We start from the raw sequence: 19,819 nt of genomic DNA, 5'->3' as shown, positions 1-19,819 counted from the left end.
AGACGGGCGGCCGCCGCGCGCGCCTTGGCGGCGGCGTCGGCGGCGCGAAACGGCCCTACTTGCCCAGCATCGCTTCGGCGTGGCCGTCGAGGCGGGCGCGCAGCACCTGCTCGTAGTCGGCCGCGCGGGGCAGCAGGTCGGGGCGGATCTCGGTGAGCCGCCGTTCGAGGCGGTTGCAGGCCTCGCGCAGCTCGATCAGGGCGTTGTCGATGTCGTCGCGCTGTTGCTCCAGCGCGGTGGCGCGTTCGCGGAACTTCTTCAGCGAGCGGGCCATCTGCGCAGCGCCCTCGTCGTTCTCGTCATAGAGGTCGAGGAGCTCGCGGATCTCGGTCAGCGACAGGCCCACGCGCTTGCCGCGCAGGATCAGCTGCAGACGGACGCGGTCCTTGTGGGAATAGACGCGGTTGAGGCCTTCACGGGCGGGGTTCAGAAGCCCCTTGTCCTCGTAGAAGCGCAGGGCGCGGGGCGTGGCTTTGAATTCATTGCACAGCTGGCGGATCGTGAAGGTCCGCTCGGGGCGTCGCAGGTCGGCCATGGATGGAAACCTCCCAAGGAAGAGGGCCCGGCTACTGCGGCCCGGCCGCTTTGTTATCGCTGATCACCCTAAACCCGATCTCGTGACGTCGTCAACGCTTACGTAAACGTCAACTGTAAGGCGGGCGATAGGTTTACTTTCCTAGCCCCGCTGGCGTACCCTTCCCGGCGAAGGCCGACTGGAGGAGGAGCCGATGGCGACCCTGTCTCACGGCGAAATCTGGCGCGCGATCGACGCCCTGGCCGAGCGTTTCGACATGACGCCCTCGGCCATGGCCAGGATGGCGGGCCTGGACCCCACCAGCTTCAACCGCTCCAAGCGCGGTTCGGCCGAGACCGGCCACGCGCGCTGGCCCTCGACCGAGAGCCTGTCCAAGCTGCTGGAGGCGACGGGAGTCAACTTCTCGGAGTTCGCCGCCCTGACCGAGCGATCGCCGGTCCGCACGCCCGGCCGGCGCGGCGCGCCGCTGATCGACCTGGCCCAGGCGGGCAAGGACGGCTTCTTCGATGAGGCGGGCATGCCTGTCGGCGCGGGCTGGGACGAGGCGCCGGCCCCGGATCTGGGCGAGGGCCTTTTCGCCCTGGAGGTGACGGGCGATGACCTCGCGCCCGTTTATCGTGACGGCGACCGGCTGCTGGTCTCGCCCACGCTGGAGCCGCGCAAGGGTGACCGCGTGGTGACGCGCACCCACGGCGGGGAGGTTCTGGTGCGGGAGCTGGGCCGGGTCACCGCGCGGAGCATCGAGCTCTTGGCCCTGGACCGCGTGAGCGGCGAGCGCCTGCTGTCACGCGACGAGGTCGCCTGGATCGCGCGGATCGTCTGGGTCAGCCAGTAGGCCGACCCGACAGATCGCTCAGGTCAGAGAGAGATCAGGTCCGCGGGCAGCTGGCGTGGCTGTCCAGCAGCCAGGCGATCAGCGGGCCGGCGGCCGGATCGGCGCACGACACGTCCACGCGATAGGAGTTCCAGGTGTCGTTGTGCGCAGCCTCGACCTGGGCGTCGGGGAACTGTTGCACGATGCCGCCGAGCAGGGAGTCGAATTCTTCGCGGTCGGACGGGCGCAGGGTGAAGGAAGCCATGGGACTAAACCTTGAGGACTAATCTTGGTTCTGATGGTTCCAGCCTAGACTCCGAAACGTGGGCATACCCTTAATCCCGGCTTCAGGCGGGGTTCATCCTCGCGGACACGGTGTCGCAGGTCGCGCGGATTCATCCAGCGCGGGCACGCGGGGGCTTTGGGTGTTCGCGTCACGTGAGTCCTTCTCCCCTTGCGGGAGAAGGTGTCGACGCCAGGGCCCCCCTCTCCCACAAGGAGGGGGGCCATGATCAGCCCAGCTTTTCCTCGATCAGCGCCACCGTCCGGTCGATCCCGAAGATCGCGGCGAACGAGCCGAAGCGCGGGCCTTGGCTCTGGCCCAGCAGCACTTCGTACAGGGCCTGGAACCAGGCGCGCAGCGGGTCGAAGCCGTGGGTCTTGCCGACTTCGAACACCTCGTTCTGGATCAGCTCGGCGTCCTGGGTCCCGGCCGGCATGGCCTTCAGCTTGGCCAGCAGGTCCAGCATGGCCGCGCGCTCCTGATCGGTCGGGGCGCGGAACACCTTCGAGGGCTTCACGAAGTCCTCGTAGTAGTTGATCGCATAGCCGGCCAGACGGTCCAGCAGCGGCTGGGTCTCTGGGCTGGCGCCCGGAATGTAGCGCGACAGGAAGCCCCAGAGGATTTCCTTGGTCGAGGCGTCGGCGGCCGAGACGAGGTTCAGCATCAGGCTGAACGACACCGGCGAGCCCTGCTGCGGCGGCTTGCCGCCGTGGATGTGCCACACCGGATTGTCCAGCTGCTTGGCCGGCTCCTGGCGGCCAAAGCCGTCCAGCTGCTGCAGGTACTCGTCGCTGGCCTTGGGGATGACGTCGAAATAGAGCTTCTTGGCCGACTTGGGGCTCTGGAACATGTAGTACGACAGGCTCTCGGGCGCGCCATAGCGCAGCCAGTCCTCCATGGAGAGGCCATTGCCCTTGGACTTGGAGATCTTCTGGTTGTTCTCGTCCAGGAAGAGCTCGTAGTTGAAGCCTTCCGGCGGAACCCCGCCCAGGGCCTTGCAGATCGCGCCCGAGGCCTTGACCGAGTCGATCAGGTCCTTGCCGCTCATCTCGTAGTCGACGCCCAGCGCCGTCCAGCGCATGGCCCAGTCGGGCTTCCACTGCATCTTCACGTGGCCGCCGGTGACGGGGACCTCGACCTTCGAGCCGTCCTCGTCCTCGAAGACGATCGTGCCCTTCTCGACGTTGCGCTCCAGGGTCGGGACCTGCAGCACCTTGCCGGTCGAGGGGCTGATGGGCAGGAACGGCGAATAGGTCGCCCGGCGCTCTTCGCCCAGGGTCGGCAGCATGACCTTTTGGATCGCGTCGAAGCGCTCCAGCGCCGTCAGCAGGGTCGCGTCGAACAGGCCGCCACGATAGCAGTCGGTCGAGCTGACGAACTCGTACTCGAAGCCAAAACCGTCCAGGAACGCGCGCAAGCGGGCGTTGTTGTGGGCGCCGAAGCTGTCATGGGTGCCGAAGGGGTCGCGGACGACGGTCAGCGGCTTGCCCAGGTCCTCGATCAGCGGCTGCTTGTTCTCGATGTTGTCGGGAACCTTGCGCAGGCCGTCCATGTCGTCGCTGAAGGCGATCAGGCGCGTGGGTATGGCCTCGTCGGTCAGGGCGCGGAAGGCCTGACGCACCATGGTCGTGCGCGCCACCTCGCCGAACGTGCCCAGGTGCGGCAGGCCCGACGGCCCATAGCCGGTCTCGAAGATCACGGCCTTGGAGAGAGCCGGATAGGCTTTCACCGCCTCGTCCGTCTTGCCGGCGTCGATCAGGGCCTTGGCGGCTTCCTGGTCGGCGCGGTCGGTGAGGCGCACGCGCAGGACGCGGGCGATCGTGGCGCGCGCCTGCTCGAAGGGCCAGGAGCGGGCGTCACGGGCGAGGGGGGAGAGGCCTTCAAACATGCCGGGCGTATAAACCGCGCGAGGGCGGAGGGCTAGGGCGGAGCCGATACTGTCATCCCGGAAGCCTCGCAGAGGCTATCCGGGACCTCGGAAAGCGCGGCGCTTGCGGCGGTCCCGGCTCGACGCGCTGCGCGCTTGGCCGGGATGACAGTTTCAAAGGCCTCAGCCTTTCAACGCCCCCGCCACCACCTCGCGGGCCTCGGCCTGGACCTGTTTCAGGTGATCGGGGCCCAGGAACGACTCCGCATAGATCTTGTAGACGTCCTCGGTGCCCGAGGGCCGCGCGGCGAACCAGGCGTTCTTTGTGCAGACCTTCAGGCCGCCGATCGCCTCCCCGTTGCCGGGGGCGGCGGTGAGGATGTCGGTGATCGCCTCGCCGGCCAGAGTCTTGGCCGAGACGTCGCTGGGGCTGAGCTTGGACAGGCGCGCCTTCTCCTCGCGGCTGGCCGGGGCGTCGACGCGGGCATAGGCCGGCGCGCCATACTGATCGGTCAGGCCGGCGTAGAGCTGGCTGGCGCTCTGGCCCGTCACCGCCTGGATCTCGGCGGCCAGCAGGGCCAGGGTGACGCCGTCCTTGTCGGTGGTCCACACACCGCCGTCGTGGCGCAGGAATGACGCACCCGCCGACTCCTCGCCGCCGAAGCCGACCGAGCCGTCCAGGAGGCCCGGCACGAAATACTTGAAGCCGACCGGCACCTCCAGCAGGCGGCGGCCCATCCCGGCCACCACGCGGTCGATCATCGAGGACGAGACCAGAGTCTTGCCGACGGCGGTGTCTGCGCCCCAGCCGGGACGATGGCTGAATAGGTACGAGATAGCCGCGGCCAGGTAGCGGTTGGGGTTCATCAGCCCACCGTCGGGGGTGACGATCCCGTGGCGGTCGGCGTCGGCGTCGTTGCCGGTGGCCACGTCATAGAGCGCGCCGCCCTTCATGATGCCGATCAGATTGGCCATGGCGCTGGCCGACGAGCAGTCCATGCGGATCTTGCCGTCGGTGTCGAGCGGCATGAACGCCCAGCGCGGGTCCACCGCCTCATTGACCACGGTCAGGTCCAGGCCGTGGCGCTCGGCGATCGCGCCCCAATAGGCGACGGCCGCGCCACCCAGCGGGTCGGCGCCGATCCGCACCTTGGCTGCACGGATGGCGGCCATGTCGATCACCGCCGGCAGGTCGTCGACATAGCGGCCCAGGAAATCATAGGCGCCGACGGCCTTGCGGGCGGCCTCGAAGGGAACGCGCTTAACGCCCGAGAGGCTCTGCGCGAGCAGTTCGTTGGCCCGCGCGGCGATGGCGGAGGTGGCGTCGGAACCCGCCGGACCGCCCGACGGCGGATTGTACTTGATGCCGCCGTCGCGCGGCGGGTTGTGCGAGGGCGTCAGCAGCAGGCCGTCGGCCTGGCGTCCGCCTTGCCGGTTGTGGGTCAGGATGGCGTGCGACACCGCCGGCGTCGGGGTGAAGCCGTCGCGGGAGTCGACCAGGGCCTCGACGCCGTTGGCCGCCAGCACCTCCAGCACCGAGCGCCAGGCGGGCTCGGACAGGCCATGGGTGTCACGGCCGACGAACAGGGGACCGGTCACGCCCTGGGCGGCCCGGTATTCGACGATCGCCTGGGTGACGGCCAGGATGTGCGCCTCGTTGAACGCGCCGTCCAGGCTGGAGCCCCGATGGCCCGAGGTGCCGAACACGACCTTCTGCGCGGGATTGGAGACGTCCGGCTTGATCTCGAAATAGGCGCCGATCAGCGCGTCGAGATCGACAAGATCTTCGGGAAGAGCGCGAAGGCCGGCGCGGTCGTGCATCAAGTCACCAGGTAGAGTTTGGACGTATCGATTAGCGTGAAGTCCTAAAGCGCGCGGGAGACAATTTCACGAACTATCTGATTTCGCTCCTTCCCCGGAGAGGGAGGAGATGTGAGCGAAAACCCCCCCGTGGGGGAGGTGGTCCGAAGGACCGGAGGGGGGAGGGGCAAGCTCGGCAGGACTTCCCCCTCCGTCGGCTTCGCCGACACCTCCCCCGCTGGGGGGAGGATCGTTGATTGACTCCCCCGCCCGCCCTCGTATTTTCCGCCGCGTTCGCGTGACTGGCGCTAGTGATGGGGAACCATCGGGGAGCGTGGACATCATAAGCCGCGCGCCTGGGCTCCCTTTCTGAAACACACCAGAGGAGTCCGCCGTGCCCGCCGCCCCCGACTATCCGTCCGCCCCTGATCTCGTCGCGCCCAAGCGCGCCCTGCTGTCGGTCTCCGACAAGACCGGCCTCGTGGAGGCCGCCCAGACGCTGCACGAAGCGGGCGTCGAGCTTGTCTCGACCGGTGGCACCAAGGCCGCCATCGCCGCCGCCGGGATCCCGGTGAAGGACGTCTCGGACCTGACGGGCTTTCCCGAGATGATGGACGGCCGCGTGAAGACCCTGCACCCGGTGGTGCATGGCGGCCTTCTCGGCGTTCGGGATGCGCCCGAACATGCGCAAGCCATGGCCGACCACGGCATCGGCGGCATCGATATCCTCTATGTGAACCTCTATCCGTTCGAGGCGACCGTCGCGAAGGGCGGGTCCTATGCCGAGTGCGTCGAGAACATCGACATCGGCGGCCCGGCCATGATCCGCTCGGCGGCCAAGAACCACGGCTATGTCGCCGTCTGCACCGATCCATCGGACCTCGCCGAGGTGCTGGAAGCCCTGAAGGCCGGCGGGACGACGCTGGCTTTGCGCCAGCAGCTCGCGGCCCGCGCCTATGCCCGCACGGCGGCCTATGACGCGGCGATCTCGGCCTGGTTAGCGGAAGCCCTCGGCCAGGACTTCCCGGCCCGCAAGAGCATCGCCGGGACCCTGCGCCAGACCATGCGCTACGGCGAGAACCCGCACCAGAAGGCGGCCTTCTACACCTTCCCGAACCCGCGTCCGGGCGTGGCCACGGCCACCCAGCTGCAGGGCAAGGAACTCAGCTACAACAACATCAACGACACCGACGCGGCCTTCGAGCTGATCGCCGAGTTCGACCCGGCGGCCGGTCCGGCCGTGGCGATCATCAAGCACGCCAATCCGTGCGGCGTGGCGGTGGGTTCGACCCAGCGCGAGGCCTATGAGCGGGCGCTGGCGTGCGATCCGACCTCGGCCTTCGGCGGCATCGTGGCGGTCAATTCGCGCCTGACCCGTGAGGCGGCCGAAGCGATGGTCGAGATCTTCACCGAGGTGGTCATCGCCCCCGAGGCCGACGAAGACGCCATCGCTGTCTTCGCCGCCAAGAAGAACCTGCGCCTGCTGGTCACCGGCGGTCTGCCCGATGCGCTGTCCACCGGCGACACTTTCAAGAGCGTGGCCGGCGGCTTCCTGGTGCAGTCGCGCGATGACGCGCGGATCAAGGCTTCGGACCTGAAGATCGTCACCCAGCGCCAGCCGACCGACGAGGAAGTCCGCGACATGCTGTTCGCCTTCACGGTGGGCAAGCACGTCAAGTCGAACGCCATCGTCTACGCCCGCGCCGGCCAGACCCTGGGCGTCGGCGCCGGCCAGATGAACCGCAAGGACAGCGCCCGGATCGCGGCCCTGCGCGCCGCCGATTTCGGCCTGGACCTCAAGGGCTGCGCCTGCGCCTCGGAAGCCTTCTTCCCGTTCGCGGATGGTCTCATCCAGGCGGCGGAAGCGGGGGCCACGGCGATCATCCAGCCGGGCGGCTCGATGCGCGATCCGGAGGTCATCGAGGCGGCCGACAAGCTTGGCCTTACAATGGCCTTCACGGGTGTGCGAGTGTTCCGCCACTAGAGCATCGTGCGGAAAAGTGGGAACCGGCTTTCCGCAAAAACGATGTGAAAACAGAAAGCTAGAGCGAGATGTGCGATTCATGAATCGCGCATTTCGCTCTAGATGATCCGATGAGGGACTGATGGACAGCGCCGCCTGGGGTGAAAAGGTCGCCAAGCACTCGCGGGTGTTCAAACCTGCGGGGCCCGGCCCTTTCCCGGTGGCGCTGATCCTGCACGGCTGCGGCGGCAAGACGCCGTTCCTCGAAGAGTACGCCCGCGTCGCTGTCCAGGCCGGCTGGGCGGCCGTGGTGGTCGACTCGCTTAAGCCGCGGGGGATGTCGACGCTGGACGCCAAGCTGTTTGTCTGCACGGGCGTGGCGCTGCACGGCCTAAAGCGCGCGGCCGACATCTTCGCCATGCTGGCCTGGCTGGAGACCCAAGGTTGGGCCGACGCCAACCGCGTCTTTCTGGCCGGCTGGAGCCATGGCGGCTGGACGATCATGGACAGCTACGCGGTTGGCCGGAGCGCCGCGCGGGGAACGACCCTGGTCGACGCTGATCCCGCCAAGTTGCGCGCCCGGGTCAAGGGGACGCTGCTGGTCTATCCCTATGCCGGCTATGGCTCCCTGACCTCAGCGCGCGGCTGGGATCAGGGCGGTCCGCCCGTCTGGTCGGTGCTGGCGGGCAAGGATCAGGTGGTCGGCTGGAAGGCGCCGGCCAAGGCGCTGGATCGGCTGGCGGCCGATGGGCTCAAGGTGGATCGCGTCTTCCACGCCGACGCCACCCATGCTTTCGACGATGACCGCGCCAACGATCCAAGAGCGCGCTACCGCCCGGATCTCTTCCAGGCGGTGCAGGGCTATTTCGCGGGGGCCTTGGGCCGCTGCAGCTAGAGCGTTTTCCGATCTGATTGAGTCAACCAGATCGGAAAGGGCTCCAGGCAGCCTCAGGCGGCGCTGGACAACTCGCGCAGGGCCGCGTTGGCGATCGTCAGCTTGGCGAAGGTCCAGCCACCGCCGGCCTGTTCGATGTCCTCGATCGTGCGCTTGACGGCGCGCGGACGATCACCGCGCAGGGCGGCCCAGGACGAGATGGCGGCCTTGGCCGCCGCCTCGTCCTCGCCGGCCTGGGCGTTGGCGGCGAACTTCAGGACCTGCTGGGTGATCGAGGTCTGCTCGGTCAGCATATCCTCGATCAAGCGACGCACCGCCAGACGCTCGAAGGCGTCGCCGCCCACGAACGAGCCGGCCGCGCCGCGCAGACGATCGAAGCCGAACGCCGCGCCGACCTGATGATAGAGGCGCGCGACATTTTCGACGCTCCAGCTGGAGGCGTTGGCGAGGTCGACAAGGTCGGCGGCCGTCGTCAGCGGCTGAAGAGCAGCGACGCTCAGGGCCAGCGCTTCCGGGGCGCCGTCGGCGACATAGGCCTTCACCCGCTTGGACACCGCCTTCTGCTCGAACGGCGACAGGATCGCCGGGGCCAGGGCCTTGAGCGCGGCGACCGACGGGCCATAGGCCTCAACCAGGGTCTGGACGTTGGCGGCGTCGCGCTGGGCGCGGCGCGCCAGCCAGAAGGTCAGGCTGCGCAGGGCATAGGCCAGCGCCTTGTAGAGCGCGGTCTGGCCCTCGGCGGAGGCCTTGTTGTCCAGGCCGTTGACTTGATCCCACAGACCGTCGATCCCGAGGATCTCGCGGGCGGCGGTGAAGCCGACCACCACGGCGTTGACGTCGGCGCTGGCGGCGGCCTTCAGGCGGCTGACAAAGGTCGGGCCGCACATGTTGACCATCTGGTTGCCGACCACGGTGGCGATGATCTCGCGCTTCAGCCGGTGCTTCTGCATGGCGTCGGCGTACTGATCCAGCGCCTTGGGGAAGTAGCCGCGCAGGGTGCGCTCGAACCAGGGATCATCGGGCGACTGGCTGGCGACGATCTCGTCGAACAGATCAAGCTTGCCGTAGGCCAGCAGGACCGCCAGCTCAGGACGGGTCAGGCCACGGCCCGCCGCCTTGCGCTCCAGAAGCGTCGTATTCGTCGGCAGGCCCTCGACCCGGCGATCCAGCCGGCCGCGCTGTTCCAGATTGACCATGTAGCGGATCTGGGCGTCGACCTCACTGACCGCGTCGCTTTCCAGCAGCGTTAGGGCCAGGGTCTGATCATAGTTATGCTCAAGGACGTGGTGGGCCACGTCATCGGTCATCGAGGCCAGGAGCGTATTGCGGCTTTCGCGATCCAGCTGTCCGCCGCGTTCCAGGATCCCGGTCAGGATCTTGATGTTGACCTCGTGGTCGGAGCTGTCGACCCCGGCCGAGTTGTCGATGGCGTCGGTGTTGATGTGACCGCCGGCCTGAGCGAACTCGATGCGGCCGGCTTGCGTCAGGCCCAGGTTTGCGCCTTCGCCGACCACTTTCACCCGCAGGTCCGAGCCGTTGATGCGGATGGCGTCATTGGCCTTGTCGCCGGCGTCGGCGTTGGTCTCGCCCTTGGCCTTCACATAGGTGCCGATGCCGCCGAGATAGAGAAGCTCAGCCTTCGACTTCAGGATCGCCGTCATCAGCTCGGCGGGAGACACGGCCTCGGCCTTGATCTCCAGCATGGCGCGGACCTCGGCCGAGAGCGGGATGCTCTTCAGGCTACGGGCGAAGACGCCGCCGCCGGCCGAGATCTTCGACTTGTCATAGTCCTCCCACGACGAGCGCGGCAGCTTGAACATCCGGTCGCGCTCGGCCCACGAGACGGCGGGATCGGGGTTCGGGTCGAGGAAGATGTGGCGGTGGTCAAAGGCGGCCAAAAGCTTGGTCTGCTTGGACAGCAGCATGCCGTTGCCGAACACGTCGCCCGACATGTCGCCGACGCCCACGACGGTGAAGGCCTCGGTCTGGATATCCTTGCCCAGCTCGCGGAAGTGGCGCTTGACCGCTTCCCAGGCGCCGCGGGCGGTGATGCCCATCACCTTGTGGTCATAGCCGACCGAGCCGCCTGAGGCGAAGGCGTCGCCCAGCCAGAAGCCGTAGCTTTCGGCCACGCCGTTGGCGATGTCGGAGAAGGTCGCCGTGCCCTTGTCGGCGGCGACGACCAGATACGGGTCCTGGGCGTCATGGGCGATGACCGATGGCGGCGGCACGACCTGATTATCGCTGTCGATATTGTCGGTCAGGTCCAGCAGGCCCGACAGGAAGGTCTTGTAGGCCCGGATCGCTTCGGCCTGGATCGCGTCGCGATCGCCGCCGCGGGGCAGTTGCTTCGGATAGAAGCCGCCCTTGGAGCCGACCGGCACGATGACCGCGTTCTTGACCTGCTGAGCCTTAACCAGGCCCAGAACCTCGGTACGGAAGTCGTCGCGACGATCCGACCAGCGCAGACCGCCCCGGGCCACCGGGCCAAAGCGCAGGTGCACGCCCTCGACATGCGGCGCCGAGACATAGATCTCGCGGTAGGGCTTGGGCGCCGGGAGGTCTTCCAGTTCGCGGGAGGCGATCTTGAAGCTGATATAGGATTTGGGCTCTCCGTCGGCGCCAAGCTGATAGAAGTTGGTGCGCTGGATCGCGCCCACCAGGGCCGCCAGGCGGCGGAGCACGCGGTCGGCGTCGAGGCTCTCGACGGCCTGCAGCGCCTCGACAATGCTGAACTGAACAGCCTCAGCCTGTTCTCGCCGGGTCCTGAGGTCGGCCCTGATTGCCGGATCGAACTTGACGCGGAAGAGATCGAGAATGAGCCGTGCGACCATCGGGTGGTCGCGAAGCGCCGCTTCTTGAACCTGCTGGCTGGGGTCCAGCCCAGACTGCTGCCGGTAACGTGCGAGGGCGCGCAACAGCGCAGCTTCCCGCCAACCCACGGCCATTTCGAGCACGATGCGGTTGAAACCATCGTTCTCCGTGGCGCCGGTCCAGATCGCGATGAACGCTTCTTCGAAAACCTGGCGAACTTCATCGAACACAATGTGCTCGCCGGCTGGGTCGTCCAGAACGAACTCATGCACCCAGACCGAATGCGGCCCGTCCTTCTCGTGAATGCTGAGGCGGAAGCCATCCTCGATCAGCGCCTTGAGGCCCATGCGCTCCAGGATCGGCAGAACCTCAGCCAGCGGCGCAGCCGCGCCGCGCAGATAGAGCTTGAACCGGAAGGTCCGCGGTCCGTCTTCGAAGCGCCGGAAGGCGCGTACGCGAGGCAATGCGCCTTCGGTCAGAGTCTCGATGATGTCGATGTCGGCGAGCGCTTCCAACGCATCGTACTGGTCGCGATAGCCCGGCGGGAACGCATAGCCATACTTGTCCAGAAGGGTTCGAACGCCACCCGTCGGGGCGCCGCCCGCGCGGACGACGGCTTCGAACCGGTCTTCCCAGGTCAGCGCGGTGTCCGCGATCCGGGCCTCGACCTGCGAGAGATCGGGATCGGGATGATCGCCTGGCGTGACTTCGATGATGAAATGGGCGCGCGCCAGCGGCGCGTCGGAAATCTCTGGATAGTATTCCAGAACCTTGCCGTCATAAGCGTCGGCGAGGATCGCGCCGGCCCGCGCGCAGACCTCGGTGTCGAAACGCTCGCGGGGGATATAGACGAGGACGGACGCGAAGCGGTCGAACGGGTCGAGGCGCGCGAACAGCCGCACGCGCGGGCGATCGATGAGATGCAGGACGCCCAGCGCCATCGACAGCAGCGTGTCTTCGCTGGTTTGGAATAGCTCGTCGCGCGGCCACGTCTCGAGAATGTTCCGAAGCCGCTTTTCATTGTGGCTGCCCGGCGCCTTGGCCGCGCGGCGCATGATTCTCGCCACGCGGTGACGGATCAGCGGAACTTCGACGGCGGGCGTCTCATAAGCTTCGGCGGTGAATAGGCCCACAAAGCGGACTTCGCCCGATGGCTTGCCATCGTCCCCATAGCGTCGCACGCCCACGTAATCCATGAAGCCACGGCGATGCACGCGCGAGCGAAGGTTCGACTTGGCGACCACAACAGGCGCGCCGGTCTCGAGCTGCCGCTGCAGTTGCTTGGACAGGATCGCAGGCTCGTAGGCTCTGCGAAGGACCGAGCGCGAGGAGTCTCTCAGAACGCCCAGGCTCGCTTCGGCTTCGTACAGCGGCTCCTCGGCCGCATATCCGCCATCGCTCGACCGGGGATACTCATACACCCGCGCGCCGAGGAAGACGAAGTTGTCGTCCTCCAGCCATCGCAGAAAGGCGAGATCCTCCTGGCGACCCTCCTCGCTGGTGACTCCGGGGGTCGCCGCGAGCTCGGCCACCGCGCGATGCATCAAGTCTCGCATCGCCTTGAAGTCGCCAACCGCCCGACGCACGTCGAAGAGGGTTTCGCGGATTTGTTCCAGCAGGGATTCGACACGATCCTCGCCGACAGGATCCAGATGGACTTGAATGAACGACCGCGCGATCCCGTCGATCTCGACCACAGGGTGAAACATTGCCCGGACGCGGAACCCGCTTTCCGTGATCTCGCCCATGACGCTGTCGACCAGGAAGGGTCGGTCTGGCTGTACGATTTCAAGCAGATCGCGCGCCGCGCCGGCTTCGCCTGCAGAGCGCAGCCTGACCGTCGGCTGGTCGCCTTTCAAGGTGCGCGCAAAGTCGAAGAACTCCGCCAGCGAGGCGGCGGCGGCCTTGGCCGAAAGCACGGGAGCGTCTTCGATCGCCCAATCGGCGCCGACCTGAGCCAAAAAGTCGCGCTCTTCGAGGGCCAGCTCTTGGACCGTCTTGCCGCGCGTCAGGGCATAGGCGGCGGTCAAGCTGTTGCTGGGGTCAATCTTAACGCCGCTCATTCCGTTTCCTCGAATATTTTTCCGATCTAACTACCGCATAAAGGTAAAAATTCAACGCTTGTACGAAAAGCACGCCACGGCTTTCTAACTGGCCACGCCCGGTGGATAGATCGAAGATGCGACAGCAGACTAGTTGGCTCTGCGACACATGTCGTTAACGGAACGGAAGCGCCGCCGGCTGGGGGGAAGCCGGCGGCGCAGGCCCGCTTGGGGAAGCGCGGGCGTCCTCGCGGCGATGAGACGGCGGCTTTGGCCTGCCCTCATCGGCGGTTTGTCCGGGTGGGGGAGCCGGACAAATTAGATGTAGGCGCCCAAGAACGCGGTTTAAGGGGGGCGCTCATTTCTTTTGCGCAACGTCCGCTGCGGGGATCTCGGGAACGCCCTGAGGATCGCCGTCCTCCGAGAGCAGGATCGCGATCCAGCGCGAGCCTTCGAACTGGGCGAGGATGACCATCGCGGCGACGGTGAGCGGCGTCGACAGGAACATCCCCGGCACGCCCCAAAGCGCGCCCCAGACCGCCAGAGACAGCAGCACGACCGTGGGGTCCATGTTCAGGCTGTCGCCCTGCATGCGGGGCAGAATGACATTGCCGACCACAAAAAAGATCCCCTGCAACGCGACGAAGAGGATGACCGCCGGCCAGAGACTTTCGGGAAACTGGATCAGCGCGAAGATCGGCGGCAGGAAGCAGCCGATCGCGCCGCCTAGGATCGGGATGTAAGCGGCCAGGAAGATCAGAAACGCCCAGAAGAAGGCGTTGTCCAAGCCCACGAGCGTCATGACCATGAACGCCGAGACTGCGATCATCAGGCCGGTCACGGTCTGGATCCAGAGGTATTGCTCAACGCCATCGCGAATGCGCTGGAACATTTTCATGTTCGTCTCGCGCTCAGCGTGATGGGGAAACAGCGCCACGATCTTCCGGGCGAAGCCGCGACGCGAGGCCAGGATGAAGCCCAGATAGATCAGCACCAGGATGGCGCTGGTGGCGAAGCTGTTGAAGGACTGGGCGACATCGCCGAAGTAGCGTTGCGGGTTCAGGTGCTTGACGAGGTCGCCGATCGTCGGGGCGACCGACAGTTCAAGGCCCGGCGCGAGACGCGCGATGGTCGGGGTGAACCTGGCGATGATCGCATTGAGGCTGTCGACATACTGGGAGGAGTGGTCGAAGAACTCCTTGCCGTTGTCGATGACGATCCAGACCGACATCCCAAACAGCCACAAGGACAGCACCACCGCTGTCGGCAGGGCGAGGCGCCTGGGAAAGCGCGGCGTTCGGTCGGTCAGCACCCGCGCGAAGCTGTCGATCATCACCGCCAGAAAGAGCGCCAGCGCCAGGGGGGTCAGGATATCCTGCATCCACTTCAGCGTCGCTGCGCCGGCGATGACGGCCAGGAAGACGACGGCGTTGCGGGTCGTCACCGACGGCGGGGCGGGAGCCGGCATTTGTAAAATTTCTCCAGATACGCGATCGAGATTGCGCGCGCCGATTGGCGCGGCGCAAGGCCCCGTTTAGGGTCGAACGCGCATCGATGTAAGGAGTTTGCTCATGCCGCTGTCGATCAGCGAGAACGAGATTCTGGTCGGCCTCGGCGAAGGTCCGGTCACGCAAAGGCTCGATCGCTCGAACCGGCATGGCGTGGTCGCCGGCGCCACGGGCACCGGCAAAACCGTGACCCTTCAGGTGCTGACGCAGGCGTTCTCCGACGCCGGTGTCCCGGTGTTCGCGGCCGATGTGAAGGGCGATCTCTCAGGCGTCGCCATCCCGGGAACGCCCAATGAAAAGATGCTGGCCCGCGCCGCATCGATGGACCTCGTCCTGGCACCCGCCGCGCCGCCGGTGATCTTCTGGGATCTGTTCGGCCAGAAAGGTCACCCCATCCGCACCACCATCTCGGAGATGGGGCCGCTGCTGCTCTCGCGTCTGCTGGAGCTGAACGACGTGCAGGAAGGTGTTCTGACGATCGCCTTCCACGTCGCCGACAAGGACGGGCTGCTGCTGCTGGACCTGAAGGACCTCCAGGCGGCGCTGAAATATGTCGCCGACAACGCTGATGAGATCGGCACGCAGTACGGCAATGTTGCGCCGGCGACCGTCGGCGCCATCCAGCGCAAGCTCCTGACGTTGCAGACCCAGGGGGCCGAGCACTTCTTCGGCGAGCCTGCGCTTGATCTGTCCGACATCATGCGCACCGATGCGGCCGGACGCGGCTATGTGAGCCTGCTGGCGGCTGATCGTCTGATCCAGTCGCCCAAGCTCTATTCGACCTTCCTGCTGTGGCTTCTGTCGGAGCTGTTCGAAGTCCTGCCCGAGGTCGGCGATCCGGAGAAGCCCAAGCTGGTGTTCTTCTTCGACGAGGCGCACCTGCTGTTCAACGACGCGCCCAAGCCGCTGCTGGAGAAGATCGAGCAGGTTGTCAGGCTGATCCGCTCGAAGGGCGTGGGGATCTATTTCGTCACCCAGAATCCAGCGGATATCCCGGACGGGGTGCTAGGCCAGTTGGGCGCCCGCGTGCAGCATGCCCTGCGCGCCTATACGCCTGCGGATCAGAAGGGCCTCAAGGCCGCCGCCCAGTCGTTCCGGGTCAATCCGGGCTTCGACACCGCCGAAACCATCCAGGCGCTGGGCGTGGGTGAGGCGCTGGTCTCCACGCTCGACGAGAAGGGCGCCCCCCGGATCGTCCAGAAGACCTTGATCCGGCCGCCGGCTTCTCGCCTGGGGCCGTTGACGCCGCAGGAGCGCGCCGCGCTGCATGCAGAAAGTCCGGTCGCGGGCGTCTACGACACGGCCGAGGATCGCGACTCCGCCTACGAAATCCTGCAGGGGCGCGCTGCACAGGCGCAACGGCAGGCGGAGGCCGAGCGCCAGGAGGCCGAAGCCGACCAGCGCGCCACCGCCGAGGCCAAGGTTCGGGAGCGCGAAGCCGCCCGCGAGGCGCGCGAAAGTCGCCCCCGCGCCTCGGGTCGCCAGACCATGGTCGAGGCCTTCGCGGTCACGCTGGTTCGTACGGTCGCCTCTCAGGCGGGGCGGGAGCTCATGCGCGGGTTGTTGGGCGGTCTCAGCGGTGGTGCGAGCCGTCGTCGTCGGCGCTGACCGCACCTGGACGATGGCGCAGAGCCTTATTGATCTTCGCAAGCCGTTGGGAGTGGCCAAGGCCTCTGCGCAATCGACCTTAGGCGGAACGTCTGGTCTTGCTCTTTGGGGCGATCGCGCCCGGATCGCCGGCCGTGGTCCACATCGTCAGGGCGTCGACCGGTGCGGGCCGGCCGATCGCATAGCCCTGCAGTTCGGCGCAGTCCTCCCCGCGCAGGAATAGGATCTGCTCCTCGGTCTCGACGCCTTCGGCGACGACCGGGATCTCCAGGCTGCGCCCCAGGCCCAGCACCGCGCGGACAATGGCGGTGGCGCGGTCATGCCGATGAATGTTCTCGACGAAGCTCTTGTCGATCTTGATCTTGTCGAACGGGAACGACTGCAGCGTCGATAGCGACGAGAAGCCGGTGCCGAAGTCGTCCATGGCGATCCGTACGCCGAGGGCTTTAAGCCGGCGGAGGTTGTCGAGCGCTCGCTGATAGTCCTTGAACAGCGCGCTTTCGGTGATCTCCAGCTCCAGCCGCGAGGGCGACAGGCCCGTCGTGATCAGAACCTCGTGCACCAGAGTGGGCAGGGCGGGATTATGCAGCTGGATCGGAGAAAGGTTGACCGCGATACGCAGCGGCTTCTCCCAGGCGGCGGCGTCCGCACAGGCGCGACGTAGCACCCAGTCGCCCAGCGCCTCGATCAGCCCGTTCTCCTCGGCCACCGGAATGAAGTCGAGCGGCGGTATCATGCCTCGCGTCGGGTGCTTCCACCGGACCAGCGCCTCGAAGCCGCATACCTCGCCATCCGCCGCCCGGGCGAGCGGCTGGTAGTGAACGATCAGCTCATTGTCGGCGATGCCTTGGCGAAGGTCGCGCGCCAGGTTGCGCCGTTCACGGATGGTGTCGTCCATCTCGCGCTTGAAGAAGCGATAGACGCCGCGGCCGCTCTCCTTGGCCCGATAGAGGGCCATGTCCGCATTGGCCATCAGGGCCTCGGCAGTCCGACCATCGTCAGGATACAGGCTGACGCCGAGGCTGGACCCCATGGCCAGTTCCTGACCGTCGAACGGCACCGGCGCGGCCAGCATCTCGATCAGACGCCCCGCCAGCTCCGCGGCGACGGCGGGCTGATCACCGCCGGCGATCTGGACGACGATGAACTCGTCGCCGCCCAGGCGCGCGGCGAAGGACGGAGCTTGCACAGCCGATTGAAGACGGCGCGCGGTCTCGACCAGCAGGGCGTCGCCCGCCAGGTGTCCGTGCTGGTCGTTGGCTTCCTTGAAGTGGTCCAGATCGATGCAGATGACCGCCAGGCTCTCGCCGGACGCCTCGACCCGATCGATGGCGGCGGCCAGGCGCATCTGCAGCGAGTTGCGGTTGAGCAGGCCGGTGAGGCCGTCATGTTCGGCGAGGTAGCGGATTTTCTCTTCGGCCGCTCGACGCTCGCGCAGGTCCCGCACGGCCAAGACCGTCAGGCCCGAGGTTTCGACGCGCGCCCCGTCGTCCATCAGGCGAGAAAACACCTCGACCGGGATTTCGCGTCCGCCGACCAAGGGCCGCAGGCGCCCCTCGCGGCGGACGTCTTCACGACTGGGGTCGGCCTCATCGAAGGTCAGGATCTCGCCGAAGAGCGGGCGTCCGACCAGCTCGGCGAGCGGCGCGCCCACCAGGTCGCAGAATGCGGCGTTGGCGTCGTTGATCCGCCCCGACTGCACCACCACCAGGCCTTCATAGGCCGCGTTGGCGAGACGACGGATGCGCTCGAGCGCTGACCGCGAAGTTTGGGACTCGATCGCGACCGCTCCAAGCCCCCCCAGAATGATCATGCTCGTGATCGAGCCGACGGCCAGGGTCAGCATGCCGCCGGACAGAAGCTGGTCGGGCACCGTCAGCGAGGCGTCTGGGACGATGGTGATCGCCGACATGCCGGTGAAATGCAGCATGACGATGCCCAGGCACAGCATGCCGCCGCCCACCGCCTGGCGACGGATCGTCCGCGCCGTGCCCGCCAGCAGCAGGGCCGCAGTCGCGCCACCGACCCCGAGGACGGCCGACATGCCGACGGTCGCGTGCTCCCACACCAGTTGGCCTTGGGTCACGAAGGCCGACATGCCCATATAGTGCATGGCGGCCACGCCGAGCCCGATCAAAACCCCGCCCGCGAAATCGTTCGTGGTGCTGCGCTGCGCCGACGCGACCGCAAAGCCACTGGCCATGAACAGCGCCGCAATCATCAGCGACAGGAGCGTGCCTGTCGGGCTGTAGCCGGTCTTGAGCCCGGGCGTGAACGCGACCATGGCGATGAAGTGGGTGGCCCAGACGCTGGATCCCGCGACCAGGCCGGTCAGCAGCAACCAAGCGGCCCGGACGACGCCCCGAGCGCCGCGCATGCGCGAGTAAAGACGGAAGGTCGTAAAGCAACCCGCCAGACAGACGGCGCTGGCGACAAGCACCAGCCGCAGGTCATGCTGCGTCGTCAGACAGGTCAGCAACTTGAACACGCAACGTTCCTCGAGGGTCACTCGCCTTTAAGGCTACCGGAGGAGTTACGAATAAACCCTTTCTGAGTTTTGCTCCGCTGAGCGCTCAGGGTTCCTGTTCAAGGCGCCCGCGATGCCACCGCCAGGCGGTCGAGAGGATCTCGTCCAGACTTCGGGAAGGCTTCCATCCGAGTTCGGCTCGCGCCTTGGCGTGATCACCGACCAGCACTGGCGCATCGCCGGGGCGTCGCGATGCGATCTCAACCGGAAGGGGCGCGCCGGCCACCTTACCCACGCCGTCGACCAATTCGCGGACCGTCGTCCCGGTTCCTGTCCCGAGATTGTAGGTCTCTGATGACCCCCCCACGAGCAGGCGCTTGAGGGCCGCGACGTGAGCATCCGCCAGGTCGAGGACATGGACGTAGTCGCGTACGGCCGTACCGTCGCGCGTGTCATAGTCGTCGCCGAAGATCGTGAAGCGCGGTCGCTGGCCGAGCGCCACCTGGATCGCCAGCGGTACAGCGTGGGTCTCGGGCTCGTGCCACTCGCCGATACGGCCCTGCGGGTCGGCGCCGGCGGCGTTGAAATAGCGCATTACCGCGCTCTTGAGCCCGACATAGCGATCGTAGTCGGCCAGGGCCTGCTCGACCATCAGCTTGCTGCGGCCATAGGGGTTGAGAGGCGCCTGCGGGTGGGTCTCTTTCATCGGCAGGTCGACCGGATCGCCGAAGGTCGCGCAGGTGGAGGAGAACACCACCACCTTCACGCCGGCTCGCCGCGCCGCCTCGATCAGCGTGATCGTCCCGCCGACATTGGTGTCGAAGAAGGCGCCGGGGTTCTTGACGGACTCGCCCACCTCGATGCGCGCGGCGAAGTGCAGCACCGCCACCGGCGCATAGGCGGCGAACACCGCGTCCAGGCGCGCGGCGTCTCGGATGTCGCCCACTTCCAGAGGGCCCCACTGGACATGCTCGCGATGGCCGTTCGACAGATCATCGAACACGACCGGGCGAAAACCCGCCTCGGCCAAGGCCAGGCAGCAATGCGAGCCGACATAGCCGGCGCCGCCAGTCACCAGAACTGTTTGCATCGAGGTCCCTAAGAGCAGCGCGCCATGGCTAGAGCATTTTCCGACGGGTGTGAAACGGCTATCGGATCGAAGAGGGCTCTAAACTTTTGAAAAAGAGCCCTTTTATGCGGCCTGATGGGTCCAAAAAGGGCTC

General features: G+C 66.7%; 12 protein-coding genes and 1 riboswitch. Of the genes, 4 read left to right on the top strand and 8 right to left on the bottom strand.

Annotated features, from left to right (window positions below; genetic code table 11):
• Positions 1-55 precede the first annotated feature (55 nt).
• Positions 56-535 carry a MerR family transcriptional regulator gene (locus CVUC_RS07860; RefSeq protein WP_010917970.1) on the bottom strand — a complete coding sequence of 160 codons (480 nt, stop codon included), beginning with the start codon at positions 533-535 and terminating at the stop codon, positions 56-58.
• A gap of 193 nt (positions 536-728) precedes the next feature.
• Here CVUC_RS07860 and CVUC_RS07855 point away from each other — a divergent pair, with 193 nt between their 5' ends.
• Entirely contained in the window at positions 729-1,370 is a 642-nt protein-coding gene (locus CVUC_RS07855; RefSeq protein WP_096032137.1) for a S24 family peptidase, read from the top strand.
• Positions 1,371-1,404: 34 nt separating this feature from the next.
• Here the strand turns inward: CVUC_RS07855 and CVUC_RS07850 are convergent, their stop codons facing one another.
• The 3 genes from CVUC_RS07850 to pgm form a co-directional block, all read right to left on the bottom strand.
• Positions 1,405-1,614, bottom strand: coding sequence for a hypothetical protein (locus tag CVUC_RS07850; protein ID WP_010917972.1), 210 nt, complete (start codon positions 1,612-1,614; stop codon positions 1,405-1,407).
• A gap of 247 nt (positions 1,615-1,861) precedes the next feature.
• Entirely contained in the window at positions 1,862-3,520 is a 1,659-nt protein-coding gene (locus tag CVUC_RS07845; RefSeq protein ID WP_096032138.1) for a lysine--tRNA ligase, read from the bottom strand.
• A gap of 162 nt (positions 3,521-3,682) precedes the next feature.
• Positions 3,683-5,323, bottom strand: a complete 1,641-nt coding sequence (gene pgm, locus CVUC_RS07840; RefSeq protein ID WP_205685761.1) for a phosphoglucomutase (alpha-D-glucose-1,6-bisphosphate-dependent) — start codon at positions 5,321-5,323, stop codon at positions 3,683-3,685.
• Positions 5,324-5,587: 264 nt separating this feature from the next.
• Positions 5,588-5,668: riboswitch (ZMP/ZTP riboswitch) on the top strand.
• A 25-nt stretch (positions 5,669-5,693) separates the two neighbouring features.
• Here pgm and purH point away from each other — a divergent pair.
• Both purH and CVUC_RS07830 read left to right on the top strand, forming a co-directional pair.
• Positions 5,694-7,283 (top strand): bifunctional phosphoribosylaminoimidazolecarboxamide formyltransferase/IMP cyclohydrolase, encoded by a 1,590-nt coding sequence (gene purH, locus CVUC_RS07835; protein WP_096032140.1) that lies wholly within the window; start codon positions 5,694-5,696, stop codon positions 7,281-7,283.
• A gap of 121 nt (positions 7,284-7,404) precedes the next feature.
• Positions 7,405-8,157: a dienelactone hydrolase family protein gene (locus CVUC_RS07830; RefSeq protein WP_096032141.1), complete on the top strand. Its 753-nt coding sequence runs from the start codon at positions 7,405-7,407 to the stop codon at positions 8,155-8,157.
• Between the two features lie 53 nt (positions 8,158-8,210).
• Here CVUC_RS07830 and CVUC_RS07825 read toward each other — a convergent pair whose 3' ends face one another.
• Positions 8,211-13,034 carry an NAD-glutamate dehydrogenase gene (locus CVUC_RS07825; RefSeq protein WP_096032142.1) on the bottom strand — a complete coding sequence of 1,608 codons (4,824 nt, stop codon included), beginning with the start codon at positions 13,032-13,034 and terminating at the stop codon, positions 8,211-8,213.
• A gap of 337 nt (positions 13,035-13,371) precedes the next feature.
• The gene (locus CVUC_RS07820) at positions 13,372-14,481 is read right to left on the bottom strand and encodes an AI-2E family transporter (protein ID WP_096032143.1); all 1,110 of its coding nucleotides are present in this window, start codon (positions 14,479-14,481) and stop codon (positions 13,372-13,374) included.
• A 103-nt stretch (positions 14,482-14,584) separates the two neighbouring features.
• Between CVUC_RS07820 and CVUC_RS07815 the strand changes: the two genes are divergently transcribed.
• Entirely contained in the window at positions 14,585-16,129 is a 1,545-nt protein-coding gene (locus CVUC_RS07815) for a helicase HerA-like C-terminal domain-containing protein (protein ID WP_096032144.1), read from the top strand.
• Positions 16,130-16,208: 79 nt separating this feature from the next.
• Here CVUC_RS07815 and CVUC_RS07810 read toward each other — a convergent pair whose 3' ends face one another.
• Complete coding sequence (locus CVUC_RS07810; RefSeq protein ID WP_096032145.1) at positions 16,209-18,638, bottom strand: bifunctional diguanylate cyclase/phosphodiesterase; 2,430 nt, start codon at positions 18,636-18,638, stop codon at positions 16,209-16,211.
• A gap of 64 nt (positions 18,639-18,702) precedes the next feature.
• Positions 18,703-19,686, bottom strand: a complete 984-nt coding sequence (gene galE, locus CVUC_RS07805; RefSeq protein WP_096032146.1) for a UDP-glucose 4-epimerase GalE — start codon at positions 19,684-19,686, stop codon at positions 18,703-18,705.
• Positions 19,687-19,819 lie beyond the last annotated feature (133 nt).

It is taken from the genome of Caulobacter vibrioides (genome assembly GCF_002858865.1).
Lineage (GTDB): Bacteria > Pseudomonadota > Alphaproteobacteria > Caulobacterales > Caulobacteraceae > Caulobacter > Caulobacter vibrioides.
The sequence above is the reverse complement of the archived record's forward strand: the minus strand, read 5'-3'. Positions and strand labels throughout refer to the sequence as shown.